The sequence below is a fragment of the Streptococcus sp. NLN64 genome, from assembly GCF_015831295.1.
Classification (GTDB): domain Bacteria; phylum Bacillota; class Bacilli; order Lactobacillales; family Streptococcaceae; genus Streptococcus.
Genome location: NZ_JADXDQ010000101.1, coordinates 1 through 2,285, shown reverse-complemented (window position 1 = coordinate 2,285; position 2,285 = coordinate 1). Strand labels below are relative to the sequence as shown.

Here is a 2,285-nt window from a genome sequence, read left to right as displayed (position 1 = left end):
TCCCGCCCTCTCTCTGGCATTTTGCTAACGCAAAATGGAGGGCTAGGGTGTTCTATGTTCTATGTTCTTCCTTGGGGGGTGTCGTAGTCCCCCCCGAATCTTAAAATACAACACCGTCTCAATCAAAAATCATCAAAACCTCATTTCTTTTTTTCCAAAAAACTGCCCTTTTCAGGGCTTTTTTGTCAAAAAAAGACGCAAAAACACGAAAATACAACAAAAACGCATTATACTTTTCCGACTATCAATATAACGCTCTGACGCTCTTTTCAAAATCAGATATAACAAATTGACGGAGAAAGTCGCTATTTATTTCACGGTCTACTTGACGACAAGTAACCAAGGGCGTTAGTCTTTGGCTTGTCGGTCGGTCGAGCAAAGCTCTGACCGAGCCGCCTGAGCCAGTCTAACTTGCCCTTGCTTATCGTCAAGCAGCTTTCGCGACATAAAGCCGCTCTCTTTCTCTACTGCCTCAAAATTTCGCTCAGAAAGCTCTCTATTCGCTTTCTATGATTTCAAGATAGATTTCTACTCCAAAATCAAAAAGAGGGCTTCTACGCCCTCTGAGTGACCTTATTTTTGATGTCAGCGAGAAACTCCTTATCTTTCTCATGCTTGACCTTAATTCGGGCTATCCTGTTGTACTTTGAACGAGGGATATTGTGCTCCTCACAGAAACGAGTCACGAGACGTGGACGTCTCTCCTCGTTTCTAAATATCGCCTCATAGAGAGCTATATCTGCCTCGCTACGTCCCATCCGTCTTCCTTGAGCTACATTTCCCGAGCTAGTATTCAAAACGGTATATCCCAACATAAGGCCTTTGTAGAGGGTCTGTCCCTTGGCTAGACGAGTGACTCCATCATAAACCAAGTCAAAATCATAAATTTCCCCTGATTCTATTTTTTGCAGTTCTTCTAGAAAACTGATTTCATTCTCTCTGATTTCATCTAACTTTCGCTTAAATTTTTTCTCTTTTATCAGGTCCAACTGCTTTTGCAGTCTTTCCTCATTTATTCCAGTAACCATCGCTACTTCTCTCCTTACAGTAAAACCAACTCAAAAGTTGTAGGAATTGAATCAGAATAGCACATTCGGAAAACAAAAATGTGCTTTCGGAAAACAAAACTAGTACTTTCTGATAACAAAATCGACATACTCAAAACAAATAATTTTGTAGCGTTTTAGACCTAACACGCTACATTTTGACCTAAAGAGAAGAGTGACTTTAAGTCACTCTATTTTCTCTCTGGAAAACGCTCCTCCACTTTTCTGTCCAATTCTTCCAGATATTGTATTTGTTCTGCGCTTAGGTCTTCTACACGCACTTTTAGCTCTCTTTCCCCTCTATGACGAACTGAACGAATAATTTGGTTGATATAAAGCGTGTGACTAGCTATATAATCATCCCACAATTCATTATTTGCTATAGTATAATCTATCAAGTCCGCCAGTTCCGTAATCTCATTCTCAAAGATATAAGTAACAATCTCCTGGCGAACTTCTCGGTCCTCACTTATAGAAGATTTAAAATACCTCTCAATATCGAAATTTCCATAAACTTCGATATCTCCTCTCTTGTATTGAGCCTTTTCTGGATTGTCCGCATGAATAAAATATCTCACCATCCCTTTTGGATTTGAGCACCGCTGAGGAGTAGCAACACCTCGTAGACGTTTCCCCATTTCAGCTAAATCTTTCATTGTTATCCACGAAGCTCCAGCACTTACAATAACATGATGATGCGGTTTTTTTAATTCACCATCAGGATTCGTGTCCTTGTCATGCAATGGACTTATCACTACATCCCAATGAAGTTCTCGTAAAATATCCCTCCAATTTTCAGGCATATCTTGCGGATAAACTACAAGAGTATACTTTTTCGCTCTATAATCTCTTGTAGGCGTATAGTTTTTTTCAGTCCAACTTGGAATTTGAATTTCGTTAACATTTGCCATGTCTTTAGCCTCCTTTTGGCTTGAGAGACAAGGCAGTCTTGTGGTATAATACATTTGAAGAGATACCCCTAGACTACCCCGTCTAGGTTTTTTTATTTCTCATTACTCCATTCTCGAAGTAAATGTCTAACAACAGTTGAAAGGCTCTCGCCCTGGGTTTGAGCCTTTTCTTGTGCTCTCTTTTTAAGTTCTTCAGGAACTCGCAAGTTAATAATTGCCTGACTCACATACACATCCTCCTTTTTCTGGTGTATATACAAATTATACACACTAGAAAGACACTTGTCAAGCTTTGAACCAAGATTTTTGCCGGTCGCTATCGCTCCCT

Annotated in this window: 3 protein-coding genes; all 3 read right to left on the bottom strand. The window is 39.9% G+C overall.

The window, feature by feature from the left end; genetic code table 11:
- Positions 1 to 554: 554 nt before the first annotated feature.
- Positions 555 to 1,028 (bottom strand): hypothetical protein, encoded by a 474-nt coding sequence (locus tag I2503_RS09230; RefSeq protein WP_196967766.1) that lies wholly within the window; start codon positions 1,026 to 1,028, stop codon positions 555 to 557.
- A 209-nt stretch (positions 1,029 to 1,237) separates the two neighbouring features.
- Positions 1,238 to 1,957: a replication protein gene (locus I2503_RS09225; RefSeq protein ID WP_196967765.1), complete on the bottom strand. Its 720-nt coding sequence runs from the start codon at positions 1,955 to 1,957 to the stop codon at positions 1,238 to 1,240.
- Positions 1,958 to 2,049: 92 nt separating this feature from the next.
- Positions 2,050 to 2,285 (bottom strand): hypothetical protein (locus I2503_RS09525; protein WP_210766836.1); only part of this gene is annotated, 236 nt, incomplete at its 5' end.